This is a genomic window from Thalassobaculum sp., assembly GCF_040219615.1.
Lineage (GTDB): Bacteria > Pseudomonadota > Alphaproteobacteria > Thalassobaculales > Thalassobaculaceae > Thalassobaculum_A.
Window position 1 is genome coordinate 180,946 of sequence record NZ_JAVJSE010000040.1, and the last position, 25,494, is coordinate 206,439.

Here is a 25,494-nt window from a genome sequence, read left to right on the forward strand (position 1 = left end):
CGGCGGCTGGCACACTGCGCTCTCGGAATATAGAGGCGGGAGACGGCTGTGCGGGGGTGCCACGGAGATCGGGTTGAATGCTGAGCCGGGAGGTCCTCCCGTCGCTGCTCGCGGTCGCCGCGTTCCTGCCGCCGTCGTTCTACCTGTGGTCGGTCGCGTCCTTCGACCGACGGTCCGAGCCGGCCGCGGCCGTGATCGGTACTTTTGTCCTCGGCGCCGTCGCCGCCATTCTGCTGAACAGCCTCATCGCGCCGGTCGCCGACACCGCATTCGGGTCGCGGGACATGCTCGTCGCCACCTGCCTGCGGACCTTCTGGCTGGTGTCGGCGCCTGAGGAGGCGGCGAAGTTCGTCGTGCTGATCGCCGTCGCCAGGCGCTTCATGGCGCCCGACAACCCGATGTCCGGCGTGACGTTCGGTGCCGCCGTCGGTCTCGGCTTCGCAGCCGCCGAAAACGTCGGCTACCTGCTGGTCAATGTCGAGCGGTGGACCAGCGTCGCCTTCGTGCGCTCGGTGGTGACGGTCCCGGTTCACGGTGTCCTCGGGATCATCGCCGGCGTCTACGTCGCGCGGGCCCGCGCCGCGGCCGCGGCGACCGGGCGCCGGGCGACCGGGCACCGGATCGGCAGCTATGCGGCGGCGCTGGTCATACCGGTCCTGCTGCACGCGGCGTACGACTTCCCGTTCGCCCTGACACGGGCCTGCGAGGATCCGGACGGCGCCGCGATCTCCGCCCTGAAGGCGCTCGGTCTCGCGGTCGGACTGGCGATCGTCGCCGTCGGCACATCGATCACTTTCCGCCTGGCTGGCTCGCGGGATCCGGCGTTCGAGCCGCGTTGCCTGAGCCCGTATCTGCTGCGCGCGCCCTGGCGGAAGTTTCTGCTCGGCAGCCTGGCCGCCCTGCTCGGCCTTCTGATCCTGGCGGCGGAGGTTTCGGCGTTGCTGTATGGCGCCGAATTCTCGCGCGACCGCGCACTGGTGCTCCTGGTCGCCCCTGCTCTACTTTTGCTGACCGCCCGCCTTCATTTTCAAGCATGGCGACAGCAAAAATATCACCAGAACAGTGATAAGTCGCAATCACCGAACATTTGATCTATGTCAACGTTAATACGTTGGCAATATCCACGTTGCTTCATAGATCGGCAGTACCACCGTCACCGGCACCGGAAATGCGGAAGAGGGTCATTTGTCTCCGGCCAACAGGACCAAGCTTGGGATCGCGATCGTTGCCGCGGCCGGCATCGGCATCGTCGCCGTCGCCCGACTGGCCGGCTATGACGTGATCGAGGCGGCCAACACCATCGTCCTGCAGGGGACCGTTGCCCAGAACTGTTCGGTCGACGTCACAGTCAACGCCGGCGCCGGCAGCCTCCCGCTCGCCAGCGCCGGCGCCCAGCGCGTGGCGGTCGGCACGGTCCTGCAGAACTGCAACAAGAAGACCGGCTACACGCTCGAGGTCACGTCGCAGAACTGCTCCGGCGCGCCGACCGGCGCCAAGGTCGTCGACCCCGTATCGACCGAGTACCTCGCCTACTCGACCGAGTTCCAGAACCCGACCACCGGCGGCAGCCAGGCCAGCGTCACCGGCCTGCTGGCGGCGACCTGCGGCGGGCAATACGGCCGCAACGTGACCGACGCCAAGGTCTCCGGCGAGACCAGCACCGTCTACGTCAACTTCACCGGGTCCGAGACACTGTCGGCCGGCACTTATCAGGACACGCTGACCATCACGATGAACGTGAAATGACCGCCGGCAACGCCGTGGGCGTTGACGCAAGTCAACGCCGCCGGCCGCGCACCGGACTACTCAGACACCAACCCGTCGCCAGCAGAGGAAAGCGCGATGCCTGGGATGACCCGCAAGAAGTGGCTGCTGGCCGGTGCCGCGGCAGTCGTCGTGATCGGCACCGGCGTCGGCCTGGTGCTGCGCCCGGACGGCTGCGACATCTGCCAGGCCGCCAACGACATCCTGTTGCAGGGCTCGGTCGCGCAGAACTGCACGGTCGACGTCACCACCGAGGCGGCCGCCGGAAGCCTCCCGCTGACCACTGCCGGTGCCCAGCGCGTGCAAGTCGGGACGGTCCTGCAGAACTGCAACAAGAAGGTCGGATACACCCTGGCCGTGACGTCGGCCAACTGCGCCGCCGCACCGACCGGCGCGAAGGTCGTCGATTCCGTGTCGACCGAGTACCTGGCCTACTCCGGGGAGTTCGCGAACCCCACCACCGGCGGCAGCACCGCCAGCGTCACCGGGCTGCTGGCCAGCGCCTGCGCCGGCCAGACCGGGCGCGATGTCACCAATGCCAAGATCATCAGCGAGACCAGCACCGTGTTCGTCAACTTCACCGGCAACACCGGGCTGGCGGCGGGCACCTACCAGGACACGCTGACGATCACCATGAACGTGAAGTGACCGGTGTCGCCGGCCCGGACCAGTGCCGGAGTTGGGACATCGAGCGCCGCGGATGAACTCGGAGCGGAACATCATGCGCCTGCGCGGCGCCGCAGCCACAGCCGTCGCCCTGGCGGTCGCGGGCCTGTTGGCGGCGCCGTTCCTGGTGCGCGAATGCGACGTCTGCGAGGCGGCGACCAGCATCTTCCTGTCCGGCTATGTGGCCGGGAAGTGCACGATCGGCGTCACCCCGGACATCCAGGCCGTGAACCTCGCGGTCGACACCACGGCGCCGCAGCGCGTGCTGATCGGCTCGGTGCTGCAGGACTGCAACGGCACCCGCTCCTACGCGATCGCCGTGACCTCCTGGAACTGCGCAGCACCCCCGACCGGCGGCAAGCTCATGGCCGACGGGACCGACGACTATCTGCCGTACACCGTCGAGTTCAACAATCCCACCACCGGCGGCAGCCAAGGCGTCGTCACCAACCTGCTGGCGACCGCCTGTACCGGCCAGATAGCCCGCACCGTCACCTCGCACAACGTCAGCGACGAGACCAGTACGGTGTACCTGAACTTCACGGGCTCCACGGAGCTGGAAGCGGGCACCTATGAGGACGTCGTCACCATCTCGATCACCATGATGTGAGGCCGACCATGTTATCCACCTTTGCCCCGGCGCTCCGCGCCATGCGTCGTGCCGCCGCCGCCGGCGGCCTGCTCGCCCTGCTGGCAGTGCCGGGCCAGGCCTTCCAGGTCGTGCCGATCACCCAGGACTTCGAGCCCAGCGGCCGCGGCGCCAAGCAGGTGTTCCAGGTCGAGAACGACCGCGACGAGCCGGTGAACGTGACGATCGCCATGGCCAAGCGGATCGTCGACATCGACGGCCGCGAGACCCTCGGGGAGACCGACGACTTCACGGTCTTCCCGACCGAGATCATCCTGCAGCCGAAGACCAGCCGCGCCGTGCGCGTCCAGTGGATCGGCGATCCGGCGCCGGCGGCCGAGCTGGCCTACCGCATCATCGCGGAGGAGACGCCCCTCAACATGCGCCGCGAGACGCCCGGCGCCTCCGTCTTCCTGACCGTCCGCTACATCGGCTCGATCTATATCGTCCCGAAGCGGGCCCGCCACGACGTCGTGGTCGCCTCGGCGGGGCCGGCCGGGCCGGCGCAACTCGAGGTGGTGATCGAAAACCGGGGCACCCTCCATGCCATCCTGGACGCGCCGTCCCTGACCGTCACCGCCGGCGGCGTCACCAAGACGGTCGACGCCGAGGCGCTGAATGCCGTGCTGAACGGCGAGAACATCCTGGCCGGCGCCAAGCGGCGGATCGTCCTGCCGTGGCCGCCGGGCCTGCCCGCCGGCCCGGTCTCCGCCAACCTCGCGTACTCGGCGCTGTAGCCGGCCGGCGGGGCAGCCCGCGGGGGGCGGGACAGGTGACAACGGCGACTCCGCGGACCGCCGTCGGTGCGCGGCAGCGGCTCGGCGGCCGGTGCCGGCGGGCCTGCCTCGTCGCCGCCCTGGCCGGCCTGCTGCCGGTGACGGCCGACGCCCAGGGCGCCGACCGGCCGTCGACCCCGCCTCTCGACCCGACCATCTTCCTGGCGCCTCCGGCCCCGGTCCCGAAGCAGATCGTCCCGGAGACCGTGCAGCTGGAGATCCCGCTGCGGCTCGGCCCCGACGAGCCCAGCGAGATCGGGGCGGTCGTCTCGTCGAGCGACCAGCTGCTGTCGTTCGACGGGGCGGCCTTCGTGGCGCTGGTCGAGACTCACATGCTGCCAGGCCCGCTCGAGGCGGTCCGCCGGCAGATCGATGCGGCGGGACGGCTGGCGGTCAACGACCTCAGGGCCCTGGGACTGAATGTGGCCTACGACGTCGCTCAGGTCGAAGCGCGGGTCGAAATCCCGACCACCATGCAGAAGGTCCGGACCCTCAGCCTGACGCGCGGCTTCTTGTCGGAAGGCGCCGCACCCAGGGGGCCGGCCGAGGTCAGCGGCTACGTGAACCTGCTGGCGGCCCGCGACTTCGTCTCGGGCGGCGACGCCGACGAGCCGACGGTCGTGGACTTCGACGGCGCCGCCGACATCCTGGGCGTGGTGGTCGAGAGCGTGGTCACCTACCGGGACGACGGCCAATCGCGCTGGGAGCGCGGCGACACCCGGCTGGTCCACGACGATCCCGAGGCGCGGACCCGCTACTCCGCCGGCGACCTGAGCTATGGGGTCAACGGCTTCCAGTCGTTCCGGCGCGCCGGCGGGGTGGCGGTGGAGCGCAACTTCGGCCTGCAGCCCGACCGCGCCAGTTCGCCGGCCGGTCAGTCGGAGCTCGACCTGGACCGGGTCTCGCGCGTCGAGGTGATGGTCAACGGCCAGCGGGTCCGCACCCTCGACCTGCCGCCCGGCCGCTACAACGTGCGCGATTTCCCGTTCGTCAGCGGCACCAACGACGTCACCCTGCGCGTCACCGACGAGGTCGGGCGGGTCGAGGTCCTCCGCTTCCCGTTCGTGTTCGACACCACCGTGCTGGGCGAGGGCGAGCACGACTTCGCCTACGCCCTGGGCGTCCCGTCGGAGAGCACGCCGAGCGGCAAGAGCTACGACGAGAGCGACGTCCTGGCCTCGGCCTTCCACTCCTACGGCTTCACCGACCAGTTGACCGTCGGGGCCGGGCTGCAGGCTTCGCGCGACGTCCAGGTGCTCGGTGCCGAAGGTCGGCTGGCGACCCCCCTCGGCACGTTCCGGCTCGACGGCGCCCTGAGCCGTCTGGACTCGGAGCCGGACGACAGCGGCGGCGCCGGGCAGACCGGCACCGGGACGGCGCTGCGCCTGCAGCACCGGTTCGCCGAGAAGCCCGAGATCGGCGGCGCCAACCGCAACCTGTCGACCAGCGTCACCTTCCGCAGTCCGGACTTCTCTGGCCTCGGGCAGCAGACCGCCAGCAATCCGATCGCCCTCGACATCGGCGCGCTCTACGGCCAGCGGATCCACGGCGACCTGTATGGCAGCATCGGCGTCAGCCATCAGTTCGCGCGCTACGACCAGCCGGACGTCACCACCGCCGACCTGAACTTCAGCCTGCCGATCACCGACGACGTGACCGCGTACCTGCAGGTCGGGCGGCGGCAGCTGGACCCCGGCGAGGACGACAACCGGCTGTTCCTGTCGATCGCCTGGTACCCGGGCCGCTCGGGCCACCGGGTCGAGAGCTCCTACGATTCCAGCAGGCAGACCCAGCGTGTCGACTACACCTACACGCCGCTGTCCCGCGTCGACGCGGTCGACGCCGACCTCTCGCTGAGCCGCGACGACAGCAACGACCGGCTGACCGGCGACATCGGCTACACGGGATACCGTTTCGACGGCCGTATCCTGCAGTCCTCGTCGGTCGACCGCGACGGCGAGGGCAGCGAGAATCGAACCACCCTGAACTTCGGAACCGCGCTCGCCTTTGCCGACGGCCATTTCGGTGTGACCCGGCCGATCCGTGACAGTTTCGTGCTGTTCGCGCCGCACCCGGCGATCGCCGACCAGGATCTGGAGATCAACCGCGTCGGCGACACGCCCGCGGCACGGAGCGACCTCCTCGGCGCCCCGGTGCTGCCGGACCTGAACCCCTACTATCAGCACCAGGTCGTGATCGATGCGCCGGACCTGCCGCTGGGATACGAGCTCGGCCGGCAGATCTACGACGTGCGGCCGACCTACCGCAGCGGGATCCTGATCCCGGTCGGCACCGGCGCCACCGTGCTCGGCGACGGCGTCCTGGTCGACGCCCAGGGCCAGCCGCTGCCGCTCGAACTCGGCACCATAACAGCGATCACCGACGCCGAACGCCCGCCGATCGAGTTCTTCACCAGCCGCAAGGGCCGGTTCCGCGTCGAGGGCCTGTCGCCCGGCCGGTGGCGGCTCACGTTGGCCAATGCGCCGGACCGCGCCATCGAGTTCGAGATTCTCGACGGCAGTGCCGGCCGGGTCGATCTCGGCAACCTGACCTACGTGATGGACCAGCGGTGACGCCCCGGGGAGGCCGCATGCGCAACGCCGTACCACATCTTGCCCGACTGCCAGCGATGCTCGTGCTGGCGGCAATGCTCGCGCTGGCGGCGATGCTGCCGGCGGCGCCGGCATGGGCCTGCTCGCTGTCGATCATGGACGTCACCTCGACGACCTGGGTCGGCCGACACGGCAAGGGCTACGAGGTCTTCGACCCCGAGAGCCGGTCGCTGGCAGTCTCGTTCCGGGTGCGCGGCCGGGACGGGTCCTGCCCGTTCTTCGTCACGGTCGCGGCGGCCTCCACCACCGACGGCACGACCGGCGAACTGCGTGGCGGCGGCTCCGCACTGCGCTACGAGGTCCAGAAGGACGCCAGCGGCTCGAAGCCGCTGAAGCCCCTCAACCTGGCCTCGGAGAGCGACGTGTTCATCGGTGCGATCGCCGAGGAGGACGACACCGTCGCGTTCCAGTTCGCGCTGCGGGTGCCACCGCAGCAGGTCGTTGCGCCGGGCCGCTACGGCGGCGACATCGAGATCACAGCCTACGAGGGAACCCTGGGCGACGGCATCCTGCGGGACCGCCGGCGGGTGAGCGTCTCCGTTCCGGTGCCGGCGGTCGCCGAGCTGTCGTTCGCGGAGGGCGCCGGATTCGATCCGAACTACGGCAGCTACACGGTGAGCTTCAACGTCCTGCAGCGCGGCAAGCGTCGGGCCGTCACGCTCAAGGCCCGCAGCAACGGCGGCTACCGGGTCACCCTGGAATCGGAGCACGGCGCCCTGCGCCACGTCGACCCGCGCGAGAACAGCGAGATCCCCTACCAGGCCTCCATCGACGGCGGCAGCGTGACGCTGCCGCGCCGGGTACCGACCCCGGCCATCACCCACGCCGCAGCTACCGACCCGGGCGGCCGCAGCCATTTCATCGAATTCACGGTCGGCGAGATCGGCGACGCCTCGCCGGGCGACTATCGCGACGTCATCACCCTGACGGTGGTCAGCTTGCGGTGAGAGAGCATGTTCATTAGAATTTTCTGTTCAACATGTTGCCAAGGGGCTGCGATGGCCAGGGCTCGACGGCATTTCCGCAGCGCGCACCGGCAGATCCAGGCGGCGGCCCTCGGCGTGCTGGCCGGCCTTCTCTCGGCCGCCCAGCCGGCCGGCGCGGCCGGAGCCTCGGGGTCGATCCGGCTGAGCGGCCATGTGCCGGCGCAGGCGGCCGTCCAGCTGTCGCGCTGGACGCTGACGCCGCTGGCCCCGCATCGGTCCGGGAGCCGGCTCCGCCTGGGCATTGCCGGTCTGTCGATCCTCGCGAACAACCGCAGCTTCACGGTCAGCCTGGTCTCGGCCGGCGCGCGCGGCCGGCCGGGCTTGGTCGAGTCAGCGACCGGCAGGGTGGTGCCCTACGACCTGGCCTATGGCGGCGTCGGGCTGGCGGTCGTCGACGGCGAGGTCCCGCTCGACCGGGTGCTGCAGTCGGCCGCCGCCGGAGCCGGCGGCAACGACATCGAGCTCCGCCTGCGGCCGGACAGCGCACTCGGCCAGGGCCGCTACCAGGACCGGCTGGTGCTGATCATCAGGGCGCGCTGACCGCCGGTCGGACCGCCGTCAGCCTGGCGCAGAGGCGCGCAGCGCATGGCCCTGCGCCCAGCGGCGCAGAGCCGAGATCTCCTCGGCCCGCAACCGCGCCAGCGGCACCGTCCCGTGCGCCGACTCCTCGAAGTCCGGCAGGCCCACGTCCGGAGCCTTCTCCCCCTGCTCCACGCGGCGGTGATAGGCGTTGATCATCGCCTCGTTGATCCAGGCCGCCAGCTCGGCACCGGTCAGGGCGACGTCCGGCCCGTGCACGGCCGGGCCCGACAGCTCGACCAGGCGGTCCAGGTCGATCGCCTGGGGGTCGCGGCCGGCGCGCCGGATGTGGATCGACAGGATCTCCCGGCGCTCCTCCTCGTTCGGCAGGTCGACGAAGAAGATCTCGTCGAAGCGGCCCTTTCGCAGGATCTCCGGCGGCAACAGGTCGATCTGGTTGGCCGTGGCGAACACGAAGACGCTGCTCTGCTTCTCCTGCATCCAGGTCAGGAAGGTGCCAAGGACGCGCAACGACACGCCGCTGTCGCCGATATGGGCACCGGGGCGCGGCAGCCCTTTCTCGATCTCGTCGAGCCACAGGACGCAGGGCGCCACCGCCTCCGCCACCTGCAGGACCTGGCGGATATGCTCCTCCGACGAACCGACCAGGGACGAGTAGATCCGCCCCATGTCGAGCTTCAGCAGCGGCAGCTTCCAGGCCGCGGCGACGCATTTGGCCGACCAGGACTTGCCGCAGCCGGGCACCCCGGTGACCAGCACGCCCTTCGGCGCCTGCACTCCGAACGCCCGGCCGTCCTCCGAGAACGCCAGGCGGCGACGCTTCATCCAGGCCTTCAGGCGGTCCAGCCCGCCGATGTCGTCCAGGGACAGGTCGAGGTTCTCGATGAAGTCGAGCAGCCCGGACTTGCGGACGATCTGCCGCTTCTGCAGGAACACGTGCCGGACGTCGCGGTCGTCGATCCGCAGATCGTCGACCACCGCGTAGGATACCGCGTTCCGGATCTCGGACAGGGTCAGTCCGACCGCCGCCTCGGTGAAACGCTCCTTGAGCCGCTCCCCCTCGGTGACGGCGATGGCCGGCGACAGCGCGAGATGCGCGAACAGCCGGTCCACATGGATTCGGATCTCCTCGCGGGTCGGCAGCGGGAAGTCGAGCAGCGTGATGTCGCGCTCCAGTTCCTTGGGCATCGCGCTGCCCGGGGTGACGATCAGGCAGGTCGCGACCCGGTTCTCGCTGCGGATCCGATGGATCAGGTCGCGCAGCTTGCGGGCATAGATCGGATTGGCGTTGCGGTCGGTCAGGTAGGTCGTGGGATCCAGCAGAACGAATATCAGTCCCTTCTTCTCGGCCTGCTTGGACTGCAGCATCTGCTCGAAGGTCTCGAGCGCCGCCGCCAGGTCCGCCATCGCCAGCTTGCTGTCGATCACGCCGTGGTCGTGATGGTCGATCTCGAACACGCCGTGGCTGGCCGACCAGCCGAAGATCGAGCAGGTCAGGTCGCCCGCCAGGTCCTTCACGACCTCGAGCACCCGTTCCTCCTCGTAGGTGCTGATATGCACCGCCGGGAAATGCGCCCGCAGAAGCCGGTCGAGCTCGGCCTTGAACTCGTCCCTGGTCATGACCTGCCCGTTCATCGCGCTGCGCCCCCGGCCGTCGTTCCTGCCCATCCGCGTCGGACGGGGCCTCCCAGTTCGCTTTCCTATCAACGCGCTATCATGATGGCCGACCGGCGGGATTGACGCACGTCAAACCGCCTCCGCTTGACAGTCCAGGTCCAACCGGCCGATAAATTCAAAAATTCATATATATATTTACGGAGAAAGTCATGGCCACCGGATCGTCGCAGCTTCCGAAGCGCGGCCAGAACTGGTCCCGGCGTGCGGTGCTCGGCGGCGCCGGGCTGACGGCACTCGGCCTCGGGGCGACCGCGCCGGCCGGCCGGCCGCTTGCCGCCTCGACAGGCGCCGCCGCACCCGCCCGGTTGGCGCTCGGCGACACCGAGGTCACGGTGCTGAGCGACGGCGGCCTGGTTCTGCCGATGGACCTCTACCTGCCGGACACGCCGGAACCTGAGATCGCCGCCCTGCTGGCGCCGCACGGCATGCCGACCGACATGGTCCGCCCGGACTGCAACCTGACCCTGCTGCGCAGCGGCGACCGCGTGGTGCTGTTCGACGCCGGCGCCGGACCGCTGTTCCAGGATACCGCCGGCAAGCTGCCGGCCAGCCTCGCCGCCGCCGGGGTCGATCCGGCCGAGGTCACCGACCTGTGCTTCACCCACGCCCACCCCGATCACCTGTGGGGCGTGCTGGACGACTTCGACGAGCCGGTGTTCCCGAACGCCCGCTGCTGGATGGGCCGGGCCGAATGGGACTACTGGCGGGCGCCGGCAACATTGACGACCATATCCGAGGCCCGGCAGAGCTTCGTGGTCGGTGCCCGCAACCGGATGGCGGCGATCGAGGACAGGGTCGAGCTGTTCGACGCCGGCGCCGAGATCCTGCCGGGGATCGAGGCGGTCGGCAGCTTCGGGCATACCCCCGGCCACGTCTGCTTCATGATCCATCGCGGCGACGGGCTGCTGGTGGTCGGCGACGCCATCGGCAATGCGGTGATCTCGTTCGAGCGCCCGGACTGGCACGCCGGCAGCGACCACGACGTCGAGCAGGGGGCCGCCACCCGGCGCCGGCTGCTCGACCGGCTGACCGCCGACCGCACGCGGATCGTCGGCTTCCACCTGCCCTATCCGGGAATCGGCATGGTCGAACGCAGCGGCGCGCACTACCGGTTCGCGGCGACCGGCTGACCTACTCCGCAGGACCCGGGCCCGACTGCCGGCCGCGGAACATCGCCCAGGCGTTGCCCTCGACCATCCAGGACAGCCCGAGCCGGGCGCCCATCAGGATCGACGCGAAGGCGATCGGCGCCGACAGCGCCAGGGTCGAGAAGCCGGTCACGCCCTGCCCGATGGTGCAGCCCATGGCGAACACCCCGCCGACGCCCATCAACGCACCGCCGGCCAGGTGCCGGCTGAGTTCGCGGGCATCGTCGCAGGCCTCCCACTGGGCGTCGTGCCGGTACCAGGCCGCCAGCCCGGCGCCGATCACCGCCCCGACCACCAGCCCGACGCCGTAATCCGGCACCGTCCCGGTGTAGGTGATGACGTGGACGATCACATCGCCGACCGGCACCGAGAACGAGCCGGCCTCGATCTGCACCGGCTCGAACGAGATGGTGGCGAAATAGCTGGTGGCGGCCCAGCCGAACGCGATTACCAGGCCGATCGCCGTGCCGGTGAGGATCAGGGCGCCGCGACGGCGGAACGCGGGGTCGACGAAGATCCAGGCCAGCAGCCCGCCGCCGAGCAGGCCGACGACGGCGACGGTCGCGTCGAATCCAAGCAGCCTCGAGACCAGGGCGGGGATCGACTGGCCGCCGACCGCGGTCAGGTCGATCGCCCAGTCGTCGACCAGCGCGATCCGAACCTGACCCAGCAGGCCGCGCTGGGTCGCGACCGCGACCAGCCCGAGGACCAGCAGCACGATCAGCGAACGCAGGCTGCCGCCGCCGAGCCGGACCACCGCGCCGAACGCGCAGGTCCCGACCATGGCCATCCCGAACCCGAACATCAGGCCGCCGAGGATCGCCCCGCTGAGCCCCAGATAGGGCCGGAGATAGAAGCTGTCGCGGATGTCGGCGAGCCCGAACGCGGCCAGCGCCTGGGTCGCCAGCATCGCCACGGTCGCGGCCAGCACCCAGGTGCGCAGGCCGGTGGCGTCGCTCGAGTACCAGTACCGCTCGAGCGCCGACAGCGTGCAGAATCGGTTCAGGCGGGCGACGAATCCCAGGACGATGCCGGCGGCGACGCCGACCAGGGGAAGCGCCACATGCGCCTCGAGGGTGTCCACGGCGTTTCTCCCCGACGGAGTCTCGCCCGGGCGGGCCGACACCGTTCGTTGTTCTGGACCGCGTCGGGCCCGGGCAGTTCCGTTCGTCCCCTGCGCCGCCGCCGCGCGCCGCCGGTCAGTCGGCCGGCGGTGTGCGGACCTTGCGGCAGAAGATGTCGTAGAGCGCGCCGATCAGGGCGGCCACTTCCTCGTCGGCGATACTGTAGTAGATCGACCGTCCGTCGCGCCGGGTCTTGACCAGCCGGTCGAAGCGCAGCCGTGCCAGCTGCTGGGACACCGCGGCCTGCGACATCGACAGGGTGTCCTCCAGTTCCGAGACCGACTTCTCGCCCTCGGACAGCAGGCACAGGATCAGCAGCCGCGTCTCGTGCGACAGTGCCTTCAGCATCTCGCTGGCCCGGTGCGCCTGCTCCAGCAGTTCCTGCAGGGCCGCAGGATCCGACGGCAGTCGCGTCTTCCAGGCTGTAACAGGCGTATCCACTATCCACTCCGCCTTCGGATGGTCCGGCACCACGGCATCGCCGGGTCGGCGCCGGCGCCAGCAGTCATTCTACATCGCCGGGACCGGCCCGAGCTTCCCCAGCATTTCGGCCAGCAGCGGCCAGAAGAAATTGTCGCCCGGATAGCCGCGCAACCGCGCGACCTCCCGGCCGTCATCGGACAGCAGGATGAAGGTCGGTGTCAGCCGCTCCGGCGCGATCGCCGCCAGGTCGGCGGGCCACGACTCGGTCACGTCGACCCGCCGCAGCGGCGCCCGACGACCCTCCTCGGTGTGCGGGTAGCCGGGCGCGATCTCGTTGTTGAAGCGCGCGCACCAAGCGCAGCCCGGCTGCTCAAGCACGAGCAGTTCGGCTGCCCGCGCCGACTCCGGCACGGCCACGGAAACCATCAGGACGACCGCTGCCGCGGTCATGCTGCGCGCCATGAGCATGGCGAGAACATACCCGTGCAGAGAGCATTTGTCATACATAGAAAAATGTAAATATGATTGAGCGAATGAACGACCGGCCGACCGGCCGGCAACGGGAGCGAAATACCGAGATGCTCGACGTCACCTTCGCGGGCGCCTTCGTGGCGGGGCTGCTGTCCTTTGTGTCGCCCTGCGTACTGCCGATCGTACCGCCCTATCTGTGCTACCTGACCGGACTGAGCTTCGAGCAGCTGGCGGGCGACGACGCGCCGCCGCCCGGCGCGTCGCGGCGCATCGTGCTCTCGGCGGTGGTCTTCGTGCTCGGCTTCGCGACGGTGTTCGTGGCGCTCGGCGCCACCGCCAGCATGGTCGGGCAGACCGTGGCGCGCTACTTCGACGTGCTGTCGATCGTCGCCGGCGCGATCATCGCCGTCCTCGGCCTGCACTTCCTCGGGGTGTTCCGCATTGCGCCGCTATTCCGCGACATGCGGTTCACGGTCGAGCGGCGGCCGGCCGGCCCGCTCGGGGCCTATGTGATCGGCCTCGCCTTCGCGTTCGGCTGGACTCCCTGCGTGGGGCCGGTGCTGGCGGCGATCCTGTTCGTCGCCGGGTCCGCCGACGCCGCTTGGCGCGGCGCCGCGCTGCTGGCGGTATACGCCCTCGGGATCGGCCTGCCGTTCATCCTGGCCGCCGTCTTCGCGCCGCGGTTCGTGGCCTGGGCCAGCCGCTTCCGCCGCCATCTCGCGACCGTCGAGAAGGCCATGGGCGGCCTGCTCGTGGTCACCGGCGTGCTTTTCATGACCGGCCAGATGTCGGCGATCGCCAACTGGATGATCGAGACGTTCCCGGTATTCTCGGAAATCGGCTAGGGAGGAACCCAGTCATGACCGCCCGCTTCGCGCCCATCGCTTCGATCCTGTCGCTGCTCACGGTGGTGCTCGGCCTCGCCGTGGCGTCGGTGCCGGCCGCCGCCGCAACCATGGGCGATGACGGCCTGCACAAGGAGGACTGGTTCGCCATCACCTTCCGCGACATCGCGGAGGACATCCAGGCCGCCAACCAGGCCGGGAAGCGCCTGGCGATCGTGTTCGAGCAGCGCGGCTGCATCTACTGCCGCAAGATGCACGAGGAGCTGCTCGCCGACCCCGAGGTCGCCGGCTACATCAAGGCGAACTTCATGGTCGTCCAATACAACATGTTCGGCGACGAGGAGGTCACCGACCTCGACGGCGAGTCCCTGACCGAGAAGACAGCGGTCCGCAAGTGGGGCTACGTCTTCACGCCGACCGTGGTGTTCCTGCCGGAGACCGCGCCGGCCGGCAAGACCGTCGCCCAGGCGGCCGTCGCCACCATGCCGGGCTCGTTTGGCAAGGGCACGTTCCTGGACATGTTCCGCTGGGTCCGCGAGAAGGGCTACGAGACCGACGAGCACTTCCAGAAATACCACGCCCGCATGATCGAGCAGCGCCGCAAGGCGAGCGGCAAGAGCAACTGAGAGTGTGGGGTCGGAGGCCCCGTCGGCCCGGCGTTACCGGCGTCCCGGCCGAGGGCGGTTGACGTCGACGCTTGCATCAATCTATATATTGCAATAATCATATTTATCGCATGAGCGTCCCGGCTGTCTGTGCAGAGGGCCGCTGTCGAGGTACGAGGCCGGAAAACCGGCTCGCGATGGGAGGATACAGTGCGCGACACCTGCAAGATGGGCCTGATCGGCGCGGCGCTGCTGATGGCGGTGGGATCCAGTGCATGGGCCGCCGGACCGGTGGGGCCGAATGACGTCAAGTTCGACGAGACCGCCGTGAAGGCATCGCTGACCGGCCAGCCGGGCGACCCGGCCGCCGGCCGCAAGACCTTCATCGACAAGAAGCTCGGCAACTGCCTCGCCTGTCACAAGAATTCCGAGATGAGCGAGCAGCAGTTCCATGGCGAGGTCGGCACCCCGCTGGACGGTGTGGCCGACCGCTGGAAGCCGGAGGAGCTGCGGGCGATCCTCGTGAACTCCAAGAGAGTGTTCGGTCCGGAGACCGTCATGCCCGGCTTCTACTCGCTGGAAGTCGGCGCGCATGTCGCGAAGGATTTCGAGGGCCAGACCATCCTGAGCGCACAGCAGGTGGAAGACATCGTCGCCTATCTCGGCACGCTGAAGGATTGAAGCCGGGAAGGCTGGGCGGGAAACCAAGGAGATGACCATGAACCTCACCAGACGGCAGGCGCTCGCGCTGTCGGTCGGTGCGACGACCCTCGCGGTCCTGGGCGTTTCGACGCCCCGGGCATGGGCCAGCGCCGAATCGACCGAGAAGGCGATCAAGGAATTCACCGGCGGCGCCACCCCGGCGACCGGCCGGATCACGCTCGACGCCCCGGAGATCGCGGAGAACGGCAACACCGTGCCGATCTCGGTGTCGGTCGAGAGCCCGATGACCGCCGACGACTATGTCGAGTCGGTGACCTTCCTGGCCGAGGGCAATCCGAACCCGGCGGTGGCCACCTTCCACTTCACGCCGTTGAGCGGTACCGCCACGGCAACCACCCGGATCCGGCTGGCCAAGACCCAGAACGTCGTCGCCGTAGCCAAGATGAGCAACGGTTCGACCTTCGTGGACACCAAGCTGGTCAAGGTCACGATCGGCGGCTGCGGCGGCTGAGCGAACAGGAGGCACTCGAGCAATGGCTACGCCGAAACCCCGCGTAAAGGTCCCCGCCAAGGCGACCAAGGGCGAGATCGTCACCATCAAGACGCTGATCAGCCACGAGATGGAATCCGGTCAGCGCAAGGACAAGGAAGGCAAGGTGATCCCGCGCAAGATCATCAACAAGTTCACCTGCACCTTCAACGGGCAGCCGGTGTTCTCGTGTGACATGGCGCCGGCGATCTCCGCGAACCCGTATCTCGAATTCACCGCCAAGGTGATGGAGAGCGGCACCTTCGTGTTCACCTGGCTGGACGACGACGGCTCGACCTACACCGCCGAAAACAAGATCACGGTGTCGTAAACCGAGTTCGAACTACCCGGCGGACAACGAAGCCGCCGGATTGGGAGGAGGAACGCCGTGAAACTGAATTCGATCCTGCCCGTGGCTCTGGGAGTGCTGGCCGTCGGCTTCGCAAGCTCGACCCTGCGGGCCGAGCCGGTGGACGACAAGCTCGTCATCGACGGCGAGCGCGAGATGATCACCCGGGCGGCCCCGCCGCCGAACCATCCGTTCGACGAGGTGCTGTCGGGCTGGCTGTACCGCACGCCCGAGACCCGGGCGCTGGAGGCCGACAGCTTCCAGAACCCCGGCATGCTGTATGTCGAGCGCGGCCAGGAGATCTGGAACACCGTGGACGGCGCCGCCGGCAAGTCCTGCGCGTCCTGCCACGGCGACGCCGCCCAGTCGATGAAGGACGTCGGCGCCCATTATCCCAAGTGGAATGCCGCGGCCGGCAAGCCGTTCAACCTCGAACTGCAGATCGACGCCTGCCGCAAGGGCAACATGCAGGCCGAGCCCTACAAGTTCGACCATGCCGACCAGAAGGCGCTGGTCACCTATATCAAGAACCAGTCGCTCGGCACGCCGATGGCGGTCGACCTGACCCAGGGCGAGATGCAGAGCTGGTGGGACAAGGGCAAGGACCTTTACTACACCCGGACCGGCCAGCTGAACCTGTCCTGCGCGAACTGCCACGAGCAGAACAACGGCAAGTACATCCGCGCCGACCATCTGAGCCAGGGCAACGTCAACGGCTTCCCGACCTATCGCCTGAAGCAGGCCACCGTCATCTCGCTGCACAACCGCTTCCGCGGCTGCATCCGCGATACCCGGGCGACCCAGCCCAAGGCGTTCTCGGAAGAGCTGATGGCGCTGGAGGTCTACGTCACCTGGCGCGGAACCGGCCTGTCGATCGAGACGCCGGCCGTCCGCCAGTAAACCCCGACGGCGGCGCGGTCCCGAGCGGTCCGCGCCGCCGCCTGAGGACCTGATTGTATCGCAGCCGCGGATGGGGGATCGCCGGTCGATCCCCGAAGCGGGTGAGTGTTGCCGGAGGATCGGATGTTCTCGAGGCGTGAATTCCTGATGGCCGCCACCGCGGTCACCGCCATCCTCGGACCCGGCGCCGCCGGACGCTGGAGCCGGGCCGCCGCGCAGCAGAAGCTGACCGAGGCCGAACTGCTGGACATGGCGCCGCACGGCAACGTCACCCTGGTCCACATCACCGACCTGCACGCCCAGCTGAAGCCGCTGTATTTCCGAGAGCCCTCGATCAATCTCGGGGTCGGGGAAGTGGCCGGCCTACCGCCGCACGTGACCGGCGCGGACTTCCTGAAGCTGTACGGCATCGCGCCCGGCACGCCGCACGCCTATGCGCTGACCTCCGAGGACTTCGAGGGGCTGGCGCGCAGCTACGGCCGGATGGGCGGCATGGACCGGGTGGCCCGGGTCGTCCGGCGGATCCGCGACGAGCGCGGCGACGCCATGCTGCTGCTGGACGGCGGCGACACCTGGCAGGGCAGCTACACCGCCAACAAGACCCTCGGCGCCGACATGGTCGAGGTGATGAACGCCCTCAAGCCGGACGCCATGACCGGGCACTGGGAGTTCACCTACGGCACCGAGCGGGTCAAGGAGCTGGTCGAGGGCCTGCCGTTCCCGTTCCTCGGCGGCAACATCTACGACTCCGAATGGAACGAGCCGGCCTTCGAGGCCTACCGCATGGTCGAGCGCGGCGGCGTCAAGATCGGCGTGATCGGCCAGGCCTTCCCCTATACCCCGATCGCCAACCCGCGCTGGATGTTCCCGAACTGGTCGTTCGGCATCCGCGAGAGCGACGTCGCCAAGAATGTCGCCGCGGTCCGCGAGGAAGGCGCCGAGCTTGTGGTCCTGCTGTCGCACAACGGCTTCGACGTCGACCGCAAGCTGGCCAGCCGGGTGCCCGGAATCGACGTCATCCTGACCGGCCACACCCACGATGCCCTACCGGAACCCGTGCTGGTCGGCGACACCCTGGTGATCGCGTCCGGCTCCAACGGCAAGTTCGTGTCGCGGCTCGACCTCGAGGTCCGCGACGGCAAGGTCAAGGGCTACGCCTTCCGCCTGATCCCGGTGTTCTCCGACGTGATCGCTGCCGACCCGGAAATGACCGCGCTGGTCGACAAGGTGCGCGCGCCCTACGAGGCCGAGCTCGGCCGCAAGCTGGCGACCACCGACTCGCTGCTGTACCGGCGCGGCAACTTCAACGGCACCTTCGACGACCTGATCTGCCAGGCGCTGCTGGCCGAGCGCGACGCCGAGATCGCGCTGTCGCCCGGCTTCCGCTGGGGCACCTCGCTGCTGCCGGGCCAGGCGATCACCGTCGAGGACCTGCACAACGCCTGCGCGATGACCTACCCGGCCGCCTACCGGACGCCGATGACCGGCCAGCTGCTCAAGGACATCCTCGAGGACGTCGCCGACAACCTGTTCAACGCCGACCCCTACTACCAGCAGGGCGGCGACATGGTGCGGGTCGGCGGCATGGGCTACCGGATCGACCCGACGGCGGCGATCGGCAACCGGATCTCGGAGATGACGGTGCTGAAGACCGGCGAGCCGGTGGCCGCCGGCCGCGAATACGTGGTCGCCGGCTGGGCCTCGGTCAACGAGGCCACCGAAGGGCCGCCGATCTGGGACGTCGTCGAGTCCCACCTCGCCCGCAACCCCGTGGTCAGGCTGGAGGAGAACCGGTCGGTGAAGGTGACGTCATGAGCCGTTCGTCCACGTCGAGAAATCCTATGACCGAGAAACCCGAAGCGAAGCAGACGCTCGAGCCGACCAGCCGGCGCCGGTTCCTGTCCGGTGCCGTCGGCGGCGCTGCCGCCGCGGCCGGCCTCGCCGCCGCCCGACCGGCGGTGGCCGAGGGCGAGTCGGTGATCACCGAGGTGCAGGACTGGAACCGCTACCTGGGCGACGGGGTCGTCAGCCGGCCCTACGGCACCCCGTCGCAGTACGAGGCCAACGTGGTCCGCCGCGACGTCGAGTGGCTGACCGCCTCGCGCCAGAGCTCGGTCAGCTTCACGCCGCTGCACGAGCTCGACGGCATCATCACGCCGAACGGCCTGTGCTTCGAGCGTCACCACGGCGGCACCGCCGAGATCGAGCCGTCGCAGCACCGGCTCATGGTCCACGGCCTGGTCGACACCCCGCTGGTGTTCACCATGCCGGACCTGATGCGGTTCCCGCGCGAGAACCACGTCTACTTCCTGGAATGCGCCGCCAACTCAGGCATGGAGTGGCGCGGCGCCCAGCTGAACGGCTGCCAGTACACCCACGGCATGGTGCACTGCGTAGCCTATACCGGCGTCAGGCTGAAGGATCTGCTGGCCGAGGCCGGCATCAAGACCAACGCTAAGTGGCTGCTGGCCGAAGGCGCCGACGCCGCCGCCATGACCCGGTCGATTCCGCTGGAGAAGGCGCTGGACGACTGCCTGGTCGCCTTCAAGATGAACGGCGAGGCGCTGCGCCCCGAGCAGGGCTACCCGCTCCGCCTGGTCGTTCCCGGCTGGGAAGGCAACATGTGGATCAAGTGGCTGCGCCGGATCGAGGTCGGCGACCAGCCCTGGCAGCAGCGCGAGGAGACCTCGAAATACACCGACCTGCTCGCGAACGGGAAGGCCCGGCGCTTCACCTGGGTGATGGACGTGAAGTCGGTCATCACCAGCCCGAGCCCGCAGGCGCCGATCCGGCACGGTCGCGGCCGGGCCGTGATCACCGGCCTCGCCTGGTCCGGCAACGGTCGCATCAAGCGGGTCGACGTGTCGCTCGACGGCGGTCGCAACTGGACCACCGCGCGCATCGACGGGCCGAGCCTGAGCAAGGCCATGCACCGGTTCTACCTGGACATCGACTGGGACGGCTCGGAGCTGCTGCTGCAGTCGCGGGCGATCGACGAGGCCGGCTTCGTGCAGCCGACCAAGAACGAGTTGCGCGCCGCCCGCGGCGAGAACTCGATCTACCACAACAACGGAATCCAGACCTGGTATGTCAAAGCCGACGGGACGGTCGAGAATGTCGAAGTTTCCTAGCGCCGCCCTGCTCCTGGGCGCCACCCTTCTGATCGCCGGGCCGGCCGCCGCCGAGGGCGACGCCGCCCGCGGCGAGACCGTGTTCAAGAAATGCGCGGCCTGCCACCAGGTCGGCCCCGGCGCGAAGAACCGGGTCGGGCCGCACCTCACCGGGGTGATGGGCCGGACCGCCGGGTCCCTCGACGGGTTCAAGTACTCCAAGGCCATGACCGAGGCCGGCAACGGCGGGCTGGTCTGGGATTCCGCGTCCCTCGACGGCTACCTGGAAGCGCCGCGCACCTTCATCAAGGGCAACCGGATGGCGTTCCCGGGCCTGAAGGATGCGAAAGACCGGGCCGACGTCATCGCCTATCTGACGCTGAAGCCCGGGCAGGCCGCCGCCCCCGCCGCCGAACCGGCGGAGACCAAGGCGGCCGACGCCGCCTCCGCCGCAGCTGCGGCGCCGGCCGCCACCGACCAGGCCGCGGCTAGCCACGGCGTCCTGCATCTCGGGCGGGTCGCCACCGCGGACGAGATCGCCGCCTGGGACATCGACGTGCGCCCGGATGGCGCCGGCCTGCCGGCGGGCCGCGGCACGGTCGCCGACGGCGAGGCGCTGTTCACGGAGCGCTGCGCGTCGTGCCATGGCGACTTCGGCGAGGGCACCGGGCGCTGGCCGGTGCTGGCCGGCGGCCGCGACACCCTCACGGCCGACCGGCCGGAGAAGACCATCGGCTCGTACTGGCCGTATCTGTCGACGGTCTACGACTACGTCCGCCGCTCCATGCCGTTCGGCGACGCCCGGTCGCTGAGCGACGACGAGGTGTACGCGATCACCGCCTACCTGCTGTATCTGAACGACGTGGTCACCGACACCGACTTCGAGCTGTCGCGCGACAACTTCGCCGAGGTCCGGCTGCCCAACGAGGCGAACTTCATCGCCGACGACCGGGCCGGGGAAAGCCACTACGCGGCCAAGGGCGAGCCCTGCATGCAGGACTGCAAGCCGGCCGCCAAGATCACCATGCGGGCGCGGGTGCTGGACGTCACACCGGAGGCCGGCAAGGACAACGAGGCGACCACCAAGGTCGATTGAGGACAGGCATGCGGTGTCGCCGGCCTCGCGCTATGCTGGCGGCACACGGACCATTGCCGGCGGACGCGCGGCGGGACTGCCGCCTCGCCGAGCCGGGCGATCGGACTGATAGGGGGCTGGGGATGAAGGGTGTGCCGCGATCGACGGACAGCGAGGCCCGCCGCCCCGCCATCCTCGCGGCCTCGTCCCTGCTGGCGCTGCTTCTGCCGCTGCCGGCTTCCGCTTCCGGCGAGCCGGTGCCGACCGGCGGCGACCCGGCCTATGGTGAATACCTGTCGTCGCAATGCGTCACCTGCCACCGCAAGCCCGGGGCCACCGACGGCAACATCCCGCCGATCGTCGGCCTGCCGCCCGCCGCCTTCGTCGATGCCCTGCTGGCCTACAAGAACGGCGAGCGCGCCAACCAGGTGATGCGCAACGTGACCAGCGCGCTCGGGGTCGAGGAGATTGCCGCACTCGCCGCCTATTTCGCATCCCTTTCAACCGACTGATACGAGGTTCTCGTCAAGGAGGTCCGCCATGCTGCCGCTCACTCGCCGTCGCTTCGCCTTCGCCGCCGGCACCGCTCTCGCCGGACTGACGGCGCCCCGCATCTTGCGTGCCCAGGGCAAGCCCCGGGTGGTCGTCATCGGCGGCGGCGCCGGCGGCGGCACCGCGGCCCATCAGATCGCCAAGGACAGCGCCGGCGCGATCGACGTCACCCTGATCGAGCAGAACAAGCGCTACACGACCTGCTTCTTCTCGAACCTGTATCTCGGCGGCTACCGCGACCTGGAGTCGATCACCCACGGCTACGACAAGCTCGCCTCGGGCTACGGAATCGCCGTCGTGAACGCCCGCGCGGCCGCCATCGACCGGGCCGCCAGGCAGGTCGTCATGGCCGACGGATCGAAGATCCCCTACGACCGGCTGCTGGTGTCGCCCGGGATCGACCTGATCTGGGACTCGGTTCCCGGCTACTCGGAGGCTGCCAGCGAGGTCATGCCGCACGCCTGGAAGGCGGGCCCGCAGACCCGGCTGCTGAAGGCGAGGCTGGACGCCGTCGAGAACGGCCAGCAGATCGTCATGGTGGCCCCGCCGAACCCCTACCGCTGTCCGCCGGGGCCATACGAGCGGGCCTCGATGATGGCCCATGTTCTGAAGGCCAAGGGCCATACCGGGGCCAAGATCGTCATCCTCGACCCGAAGCCGAAGTTCTCCAAGCAGGGGCTGTTCGCCGAGGGCTGGGAGAAGCACTACCCGGGCATGGTGGAGTGGTACGGCCCGGACGTGCATGGCGGCATCAAGGGCGTCGACCCGGCGGCCGGCACGGTCCAGACCGACTTCGACACCTTCAAGGGCGCGTTGGTGAACGTGATCCCGGCACAGCGCGCCGGCGCGATCGCCGCCGAGGCCGGGCTGACCGACGCCAGCGGCTTCTGTCCGATCGACCCGGCGTCGATGCGCTCCAAGGTGGACGAGGCGGTCTTCGTGGTCGGCGACGCCAGCATCGCCGGCGACATGCCGAAGTCGGCGTTCTCGGCGAACAGCCAGGCCAAGGTGGCGGCCATGACGATCCGCGGCGACCTGACCGGCTCGCGGACCTTCCCGGCGCGCTACAGCAACACCTGCTGGAGCCTGATCGAGACCGATGACGGGGTGAAAGTCGGTGCGCAGTACTCACCGGCCGACGGCAAGATCGCGTCGACGACGAGCTTCGTCAGCAAGACCGGTGAGCCGGCCGACCTGCGGCGGGACAACTATGGGGAATCGGTCGGCTGGTACGAGAGCATCACGACCGACATCTTCGGCTGACCGGAACCGACCATCGGTTGCTTCGCGGCACGGCGCATCGCCCGGACCAGGGTCTGGCAATGCGCCGTGCGCAGTCCGATTTCTCATGCAGGTCGTCGGTTTGACCTAGGTCAACGCATCTCAAACAGAACCTCCTAATGTAACGAATACGGGCGTCGGCCGGGCACCGCACGGTGCCCGCGCCGGCCTGTCCCGCTGGCTATGTTCGGAGGAACCGATGTTTAACGTGTCGTTGCGGGACCGGGCGTGGTCCCCGTATCTCGCCGGCGTGGTGATCGGGCTGTTGCAGGTTCCCGCCTTCCTGCTGATCGAGACGGCGCTCGGTGCCTCTTCGTCCTATGTGACGATCGGCGGCCTGCTGGCGTCCACGGTCGATCCGTCGATCGCGAAGATCGACTACGTTGCCAAGCATCTCGCCGCGACCGGAAAGAACTGGTGGCAGGTCGCACTTGTGGTCGGGATCGCGCTCGGCGCCTTCGCCTCGATGCGGCTTTCCGGCGCGCGCCGGCAGCCGGTCTCGCCGATCTGGACTCGGGCGCTGGGCACGGCGAGCGCGCCGGTCCGCTATGCGGTGGCCTTCGCCGGCGGCTTCCTGATGCTTCTCGGCGCCCGCCTCGCCGACGGCTGCACGAGCGGCCACGGCCTCTCCGGGGTCGCACAGCTCGCCGTGAGTTCGACGATCGCCGTCGCCGCGATGTTCGCCGGCGGGATCGTCGTGGCGCTCCTGCTACTCCGCCGCATCTGAGCGGCATCCCGTCGGAGGACCGGACATGTCAATCGCTACGGCAGTGCTGATCGGCTTGGCCATGGGCGCCGTCTTCGGCTTCGCCCTCGAGAAGTCCCGCGTGTTCGAGCCGGGCATGATCGTCGGGCAGATGCAGCTCGGGAACTTCATCATGCTGAAGGTGTTCCTGACGGCGGTCGCGACCGGCGCGGTGGCGATCGCCGCGCTGCACGGCTTCGGGATCGTCAAGCTGCATCCCAAGGCGACGTTCTACCTCGCCGATGTCGTCGGCGGGCTGCTGCTCGGGGGCGGCATCGCCCTGGCCGGCGCGTGCCCGGGGACCGTGCTGGCACAGGTCGGGACCGGATACCGGGACGCTATCTTCACCCTGCTGGGCGGCGTCGCCGGAGCCGTCGCCTTCAGCTACGCGCAACCGGCGCTCCAGCCGGTGCTGCTGGCCGGCGGCCCCGGGAAGCTCACCTTCGCGGAGCTGGCGGGGCTGCCGTACTGGGCGGTGGCCCTGGCATTGGCGGCCGCGCTGATCGCCGGCCTCTACGCCTTGGAGCTCTGGCGTCCCTGGCGCCGCGACCTCGGCCAGGACGTCGACGGCGACACGGGCACCAGTGCCCAAGGCCACGATGCCGGCATCGAGCGGAGCCGCATGGCAGGCTGATCCGATGCATGTCACCGGATGGACGCATCAACGTCACAACCCGGAAGCGGCTTTCGGCTGTACTGTCGGCGGGGACTGCAAGGGGGCATCCGACCAGAAGGAGGACGCCAGATGACGCGCGCGCAATCCTCGACCGCCGATCATGACACACCCGGCGGCGAGCAGCCGGGACCCTGGCCGGTGCCGGCCGCCTCGCTCGCCGCGCTGACCGATCTCGGCATGTCGGACGACGCGATCGGCCGATACTTCGGCGTCGACCCGAAGGCCGTGCACACCGCACGGAACGCCGGTCAGAGCAACTGCTCGGCGTTGATGGCCGCCAATTCAAGGTAGTCGTGGGCCCGGCCGCGCCAGCGGTCGGGATCCCGGCAGTCCGGCTCGTCCAGATGCCACGCGGCCAGCTTGGCGCGCTGCATCGCCCGACAGCCCTTATGGAAGGCGATCAGGTCGCCGGACGGCCAGTCGCCGCTGGCCTCGCCGTAACCCGCGAACAGCCACTCGTGGACATGGGTGGCGCCGATCAGGTCGCATTCCATGGCCAGGTAGCCGAGTTCGTCCGCCGGATCGATCAGCCGGAGATCGCGGTCGAATTCGAGGCAGTCGGTGACCAGCAGGTCCGGTTCCAGATAGACATGCTCCGGCCGCAGGTCGCCATGACCCTCGACGATGCGGTCCGCCCGGGCCCGGGCGTCGAGCCGCTCGCCCTCGACATCGATGAAGCGGGCGAGCCGGTCGACCGCGCGGTCGACCACGTCCAGCGGCAGCGCGAAGGACGGTCGCCGCAGTTCGCGCTGGGTCTCCGCGAGCGTCCGACGAAACCGCCGGCGATAGTCGGCGGGCGCGACCGGCTCGGGCGTGCATCCGGCATAGAAGCCGGCCATCAGCCTCGCGACGGCGCGGGCATGATGCTCCCGCAGGCTCCCGTCCAGCGCCATGGCCTCGAGCGTCCCGTCGGCCGGAAGCCGGCACATCTTCACGATCCACTCGACGGCGTGCCCGGTGCCGCCCAGCGCCAAGGTCCGGTCGGCGGCCGCGGTCAGCGGCACGGTCCCGAGATAGACGTCGGGCGCCAGCCGCCGGTTCAGCCGGACCTCCTCCTCGCAGAAGAACCGCCGCCGCTCGAGCGTCCCGAAGTCGAGGCGCTCCTGGCGCATCGGTTTCTTCATCTTGTAGGCGTGTCGAGCGGTCAGGAAGACCCAGGACATGTGGGTCTCGCGGGTCTCGACCGGCCCGGCCTCGCCGGCATAGGCGTCCGGACGCGACAGGAACGCGACCTTGTCAGCGAGTGTGACGGCGCGACCTGCCGGCATGGTCGGTCTCCGGCCGTTGGTGGGCCCGACCGGGCCGACGGCCACCGGTCGGCAACCAGCCTGACCGCCGCCGGCGAGGTC

General features: G+C 69.3%; 28 protein-coding genes. 23 read left to right on the top strand and 5 right to left on the bottom strand.

The window, feature by feature from the left end:
• Positions 1-77 precede the first annotated feature (77 nt).
• From RIC31_RS22470 to RIC31_RS22505, 8 genes are all read left to right on the top strand, one after another.
• Positions 78-1,091, top strand: coding sequence for a PrsW family intramembrane metalloprotease (locus tag RIC31_RS22470; RefSeq protein ID WP_350113242.1), 1,014 nt, complete (start codon positions 78-80; stop codon positions 1,089-1,091).
• Between the two features lie 94 nt (positions 1,092-1,185).
• The gene (locus tag RIC31_RS22475) at positions 1,186-1,746 is read left to right on the top strand and encodes a hypothetical protein (protein WP_350113245.1); all 561 of its coding nucleotides are present in this window, start codon (positions 1,186-1,188) and stop codon (positions 1,744-1,746) included.
• A gap of 96 nt (positions 1,747-1,842) precedes the next feature.
• Entirely contained in the window at positions 1,843-2,412 is a 570-nt protein-coding gene (locus RIC31_RS22480) for a hypothetical protein (RefSeq protein ID WP_350113247.1), read from the top strand.
• A 52-nt stretch (positions 2,413-2,464) separates the two neighbouring features.
• Positions 2,465-3,040 (top strand): hypothetical protein, encoded by a 576-nt coding sequence (locus tag RIC31_RS22485; protein WP_350113250.1) that lies wholly within the window; start codon positions 2,465-2,467, stop codon positions 3,038-3,040.
• Between the two features lie 41 nt (positions 3,041-3,081).
• Positions 3,082-3,795 carry a fimbrial biogenesis chaperone gene (locus RIC31_RS22490; RefSeq protein WP_350113252.1) on the top strand — a complete coding sequence of 238 codons (714 nt, stop codon included), beginning with the start codon at positions 3,082-3,084 and terminating at the stop codon, positions 3,793-3,795.
• Between the two features lie 35 nt (positions 3,796-3,830).
• Positions 3,831-6,407 (top strand): fimbria/pilus outer membrane usher protein, encoded by a 2,577-nt coding sequence (locus RIC31_RS22495; RefSeq protein ID WP_350113255.1) that lies wholly within the window; start codon positions 3,831-3,833, stop codon positions 6,405-6,407.
• Positions 6,408-6,424: 17 nt separating this feature from the next.
• Entirely contained in the window at positions 6,425-7,393 is a 969-nt protein-coding gene (locus RIC31_RS22500) for a hypothetical protein (RefSeq protein WP_350113258.1), read from the top strand.
• 51 nt (positions 7,394-7,444) lie between these two features.
• Positions 7,445-7,972, top strand: a complete 528-nt coding sequence (locus tag RIC31_RS22505; RefSeq protein WP_350113261.1) for a hypothetical protein — start codon at positions 7,445-7,447, stop codon at positions 7,970-7,972.
• Between the two features lie 18 nt (positions 7,973-7,990).
• Here the strand turns inward: RIC31_RS22505 and RIC31_RS22510 are convergent, their stop codons facing one another.
• Positions 7,991-9,607 (bottom strand): AAA family ATPase, encoded by a 1,617-nt coding sequence (locus RIC31_RS22510; protein WP_350113264.1) that lies wholly within the window; start codon positions 9,605-9,607, stop codon positions 7,991-7,993.
• Between the two features lie 191 nt (positions 9,608-9,798).
• On the opposite strand from RIC31_RS22510, the gene RIC31_RS22515 reads away from it, so the two are divergent.
• Positions 9,799-10,779, top strand: a complete 981-nt coding sequence (locus RIC31_RS22515; protein ID WP_350113267.1) for an MBL fold metallo-hydrolase — start codon at positions 9,799-9,801, stop codon at positions 10,777-10,779.
• 1 nt (position 10,780) lies between these two features.
• On the opposite strand, the gene RIC31_RS22520 is transcribed toward RIC31_RS22515, so the two are convergent.
• From RIC31_RS22520 to RIC31_RS22530, 3 genes are all read right to left on the bottom strand, one after another.
• Positions 10,781-11,881, bottom strand: coding sequence for a YeeE/YedE family protein (locus tag RIC31_RS22520; protein ID WP_350113270.1), 1,101 nt, complete (start codon positions 11,879-11,881; stop codon positions 10,781-10,783).
• 115 nt (positions 11,882-11,996) lie between these two features.
• Positions 11,997-12,362, bottom strand: coding sequence for an ArsR/SmtB family transcription factor (locus RIC31_RS22525; protein ID WP_350113273.1), 366 nt, complete (start codon positions 12,360-12,362; stop codon positions 11,997-11,999).
• A gap of 69 nt (positions 12,363-12,431) precedes the next feature.
• Entirely contained in the window at positions 12,432-12,794 is a 363-nt protein-coding gene (locus RIC31_RS22530) for a thioredoxin fold domain-containing protein (RefSeq protein ID WP_350113275.1), read from the bottom strand.
• Positions 12,795-12,877: 83 nt separating this feature from the next.
• Here RIC31_RS22530 and RIC31_RS22535 point away from each other — a divergent pair, with 83 nt between their 5' ends.
• From RIC31_RS22535 to RIC31_RS22600, 14 genes are all read left to right on the top strand, one after another.
• Positions 12,878-13,660, top strand: coding sequence for a cytochrome c biogenesis CcdA family protein (locus RIC31_RS22535; protein WP_350113278.1), 783 nt, complete (start codon positions 12,878-12,880; stop codon positions 13,658-13,660).
• 14 nt (positions 13,661-13,674) lie between these two features.
• Positions 13,675-14,286, top strand: coding sequence for a SoxW family protein (locus RIC31_RS22540; RefSeq protein WP_350113281.1), 612 nt, complete (start codon positions 13,675-13,677; stop codon positions 14,284-14,286).
• Positions 14,287-14,475: 189 nt separating this feature from the next.
• Positions 14,476-14,946, top strand: coding sequence for a sulfur oxidation c-type cytochrome SoxX (soxX, locus tag RIC31_RS22545; RefSeq protein ID WP_350113284.1), 471 nt, complete (start codon positions 14,476-14,478; stop codon positions 14,944-14,946).
• Positions 14,947-14,983: 37 nt separating this feature from the next.
• The gene (soxY, locus tag RIC31_RS22550) at positions 14,984-15,439 is read left to right on the top strand and encodes a thiosulfate oxidation carrier protein SoxY (RefSeq protein WP_350113287.1); all 456 of its coding nucleotides are present in this window, start codon (positions 14,984-14,986) and stop codon (positions 15,437-15,439) included.
• Positions 15,440-15,461: 22 nt separating this feature from the next.
• On the top strand, positions 15,462-15,788 hold the full coding sequence (gene soxZ / locus RIC31_RS22555; RefSeq protein WP_350113290.1) for a thiosulfate oxidation carrier complex protein SoxZ: 327 nt from the start codon (positions 15,462-15,464) through the stop codon (positions 15,786-15,788).
• Between the two features lie 57 nt (positions 15,789-15,845).
• A complete protein-coding gene (gene soxA, locus RIC31_RS22560) occupies positions 15,846-16,706 on the top strand; it encodes a sulfur oxidation c-type cytochrome SoxA (protein ID WP_350113293.1) in 861 nt (286 codons plus the stop codon).
• 123 nt (positions 16,707-16,829) lie between these two features.
• Complete coding sequence (gene soxB / locus RIC31_RS22565) at positions 16,830-18,521, top strand: thiosulfohydrolase SoxB (protein ID WP_350113296.1); 1,692 nt, start codon at positions 16,830-16,832, stop codon at positions 18,519-18,521.
• A gap of 26 nt (positions 18,522-18,547) precedes the next feature.
• Positions 18,548-19,837 carry a sulfite dehydrogenase gene (gene soxC / locus RIC31_RS22570; RefSeq protein ID WP_350113299.1) on the top strand — a complete coding sequence of 430 codons (1,290 nt, stop codon included), beginning with the start codon at positions 18,548-18,550 and terminating at the stop codon, positions 19,835-19,837.
• Positions 19,821-20,912, top strand: a complete 1,092-nt coding sequence (locus tag RIC31_RS22575) for a c-type cytochrome (RefSeq protein WP_350113302.1) — start codon at positions 19,821-19,823, stop codon at positions 20,910-20,912. The genes soxC and RIC31_RS22575 overlap by 17 nt, the downstream gene beginning before the upstream one ends.
• 131 nt (positions 20,913-21,043) lie before the next feature.
• The gene (locus RIC31_RS22580; protein ID WP_350113304.1) at positions 21,044-21,403 is read left to right on the top strand and encodes a c-type cytochrome; all 360 of its coding nucleotides are present in this window, start codon (positions 21,044-21,046) and stop codon (positions 21,401-21,403) included.
• Positions 21,404-21,431: 28 nt separating this feature from the next.
• Complete coding sequence (locus RIC31_RS22585) at positions 21,432-22,706, top strand: NAD(P)/FAD-dependent oxidoreductase (RefSeq protein ID WP_350113307.1); 1,275 nt, start codon at positions 21,432-21,434, stop codon at positions 22,704-22,706.
• 217 nt (positions 22,707-22,923) lie between these two features.
• On the top strand, positions 22,924-23,451 hold the full coding sequence (locus RIC31_RS22590) for a YeeE/YedE thiosulfate transporter family protein (RefSeq protein ID WP_350113310.1): 528 nt from the start codon (positions 22,924-22,926) through the stop codon (positions 23,449-23,451).
• Positions 23,452-23,476: 25 nt separating this feature from the next.
• Positions 23,477-24,103, top strand: coding sequence for a YeeE/YedE thiosulfate transporter family protein (locus RIC31_RS22595; protein ID WP_350113313.1), 627 nt, complete (start codon positions 23,477-23,479; stop codon positions 24,101-24,103).
• 111 nt (positions 24,104-24,214) lie between these two features.
• Complete coding sequence (locus tag RIC31_RS22600) at positions 24,215-24,436, top strand: hypothetical protein (RefSeq protein ID WP_350113316.1); 222 nt, start codon at positions 24,215-24,217, stop codon at positions 24,434-24,436.
• Here the strand turns inward: RIC31_RS22600 and RIC31_RS22605 are convergent.
• Positions 24,394-25,413 (bottom strand): hypothetical protein, encoded by a 1,020-nt coding sequence (locus tag RIC31_RS22605; RefSeq protein WP_350113319.1) that lies wholly within the window; start codon positions 25,411-25,413, stop codon positions 24,394-24,396. The two genes, RIC31_RS22600 and RIC31_RS22605, sit on opposite strands and share 43 nt — an antisense overlap.
• Positions 25,414-25,494: the final 81 nt, after the last annotated feature.